This window comes from Phycisphaerae bacterium (genome assembly GCA_012729815.1).
GTDB lineage: Bacteria > Planctomycetota > Phycisphaerae > JAAYCJ01 > JAAYCJ01 > JAAYCJ01.
This window is the reverse complement of the sequence record JAAYCJ010000103.1, coordinates 1-2,921: the sequence shown is the minus strand read 5'-3', so window position 1 is coordinate 2,921 and position 2,921 is coordinate 1. Positions and strand designations below refer to the sequence as shown.

Here is a 2,921-nt window from a genome sequence, read left to right as displayed (position 1 = left end):
GGCTTTGACGAAGATGGTCCCTGAACAAACCCGAGAGCACGGATTTGTGACCTGGATGTTTGACAAAAGAATCTCAAGTCGGAAAGCACACCGGTAAAGTCCGGGAAAGGAAAGTCCGATACGTAAGACGCCAGGAAGACAAGAGCACGAAGCCGGCTTGAGACCCAGCAAGGCAGGACGCCGAGGGGAAGAAGACGACACGGATGTCGGTCCCGTCGGGATGGCGGGACGCAAACAGGCGAATCGTCAGGCGTACGTAGGTCCAGAGCTTTAGCCGCTACGGAAAGCGGCGAAGTCGAAAGGTCACGGAGGATTACAATGTCTCGCATCAACCACAACATCAGTTCGCTTCAAGCCATCCACCGCTTGATCGCCAACCAGCAGAGCATGTCCACCAGCCTGGAGCGACTCTCGTCCGGGTTGCGGATCAATCGTGGCAAGGACGATCCGGCGGGTCTGATCGCGTCGGAGAATCTTCGCGCCGAGATCCGCGGGATTAACGCGGCGATCGAGAACTCGGTGCGGGCGAACAACGTCATCTCGACGGCGGAAGGGGCCCTGAATGAGGTGTCGGCCCTGCTGCTCGAGGTCCGCGGGCTGGTGACCAAGTCGGCCAACACCGGCGCGATGGCGGATGAGGAGCTGGAAGCCAACCAGCTTCAGATCGACTCGATCCTCGAGAGCATCGACCGGATCGCCAACACGACTCAGTTCAACGGCAAGAAGCTGTTGGATGGCTCGCTGGAATATAACCTCTCGACGGTGGCGACCAGCGCCCTGGCCGAGGTGAAGCTGTACGCGGCCAAGCCGCCGGAGAACGGTTCGCTGCCGGTGGTGGTCGAGGTGACCAACTCGGCTGAGTTCGCCCAGCTCAAGTTTTCGGGGGCGGGCACCGGGGCGGCCAGCGCCGTCTCGATCCGCGTGGCGGGCAACGTGGGCAGCGAGGTTTTCAGCTTCGGGGCCAGCACGGCGATCTCCGCGATGGCGGCGACGATCAACAGCTTCAGCGACGTGCTCGGGGTTTCCGCGAGCCTCTCGAGCACCGGCGCCCTGTACTTTAACAGCACCGGGTACGGCACCAGCGCATTCGTATCGGTCACCAGCATCGGCTCGGAGGCGTTCAAGACCTATGACCCGGTCGATGGGGCCGCCACCGCCAGCACGGGCTCGACCGACTACGGCGTGGACGCCGAGGTGACGGTCAACGGGCAGAACGCAACGGTGGACGGTCTGTACGCGACGTTGCGGAACAACTCGCTCGACATGGAGTTGTACCTGACCGCCGATTTCGGCACGCGGCTGACCAGCACCCAATTCGGAGTTTCCGGCGGCGGTGCGATCTTCCAACTGGCGCCGAACGTCCAGATCCAGGGCCAGGTCTCGATGGGCATCTACAGCGTTTCGACCGGAACACTGGGCAACAACGAACTGGGGTACCTCAGTTCGGTCCGCTCGGGCGGCGCCAACTCGGTGGTCAGCGAGCATTCGATCCAGGCCCAGCGGATCGTGGACCGCTCAGTCACCCAGGTCAGCGTGATGCGAGGGCGTCTCGGCGCCTTCCAGAAGAACACGCTGGACACGAACATCAACTCGCTGCAAGTGGCGTTGGAAAACGTGACGGCCAGCGAATCGTCCATCCGCGATACGGACTTCGCCGAGGAGACGGCGGCGATGACCCGTGCCCAGATCCTGGTCCAGGCGACCACCACGATCCTGCGGACGGCCAACATGGCGCCGCAGAACGCCCTGGCCCTGCTCGGCTAAGCAATCACCCGCGCGACTCCGGACCGGTCCGCGTGACCGGTCCGGGAATCGCGGGATCAGTCCTCCGTGCTCGCCGATGATTTGCCTCCGGCAAAGGGGTCCTGACGGTTCGCCGTCAGGACCCTCGGCATTTTTACCGGTGATGGCGGATCAACCTTGTCCGTCGTAGTCGAGGGCGACCTGGGTGAGGCGCGGCGAGCCGCCGCTGTTGGCTGAGCCGAGGGCCAGACGATACTGCACCCATTGCCCTCGATGCAGCGGGGACGGAACGGTCTGGCCGTTGGCGAACCAGCCATTCGGCCCGTTCGGACCGCACCAGGGCGACTGGACAAGCTGTTTCTCGGACGAGGCCCAGCGAAGCTGCGCCCGCACATAGGTTCGGGGCAAAAGCTCCGCCTGCCAGTTGACCTGTCGGAGAGTCGCGCCCTCGGGCAGTTTGAAGGGTTTCGAGATGTAGTACTCGTCCGGTCCGCGATCGAGGACGTTGCCGGGCCCGATCTGCGAGATGCCGTGCGGGCCGCGGCTGGGCAGGCGCGTGGTGCGTTTGGAACTGAAGCCGTCCGGTCCGTTCCACCAGATTTCCGAGTAGCCCGTGTGGTCGCCCCAGACCTTGTGGTTGGCCACGGCCAGATCGATCCAGCCGTCGTCGTTGAAGTCGGCGGCGAGGCATCCGGCAACCGAGTGGGTGAACAGCCGCGTGCGGTCGGATTCCGAGAACAGGCGTCCCGGCCGGTTCCAGTAGATGTACGAGTCCAGATCGCGCACGCGGTGGTCGGCGTAGCTGCCGACGAACAGGTCCAGCGTCCCGTCGCGGTTGAAGTCGGCCACCGCCATCGAGTTGACCGCGTTGGCGGGCAGGAGCATCCGCCGATCCTCGCGCAGGCCGTCGGGTCCGTTCCAGTAGATGTGGACGAACGAATCGTGCGGGCCCTGAGGCGAGCGCATGTGCCCGCCGAGGATCAGGTCCGGATAGCCGTTGCCGGTGAAATCGGCGGCGGCGGCGCTGGCGGCCCGGATCACCGAGAGGGCCTGGCAGCGGGCCATGCTGAAGCCCTCCGGTGCGCCCCAGAGGATCAGGCTCCGGTCGTGCTCGATCATCGGCACGACCAGGTCAAGCCAGCCGTCGTTGTTCAGATCGACCAGGTGGATCCATCGCG

General features: G+C 64.4%; 2 protein-coding genes. One reads left to right on the top strand and one right to left on the bottom strand.

Going from position 1 to position 2,921, the window contains the following annotated elements:
* Positions 1–318: 318 nt before the first annotated feature.
* Positions 319–1,764 (top strand): flagellin, encoded by a 1,446-nt coding sequence (locus tag GXY33_07660; protein NLX05004.1) that lies wholly within the window; start codon positions 319–321, stop codon positions 1,762–1,764.
* A 150-nt stretch (positions 1,765–1,914) separates the two neighbouring features.
* Here the strand turns inward: GXY33_07660 and GXY33_07655 are convergent.
* A partial coding sequence (locus GXY33_07655; protein NLX05003.1) for a VCBS repeat-containing protein occupies positions 1,915–2,921 on the bottom strand: 1,007 nt, incomplete at its 5' end.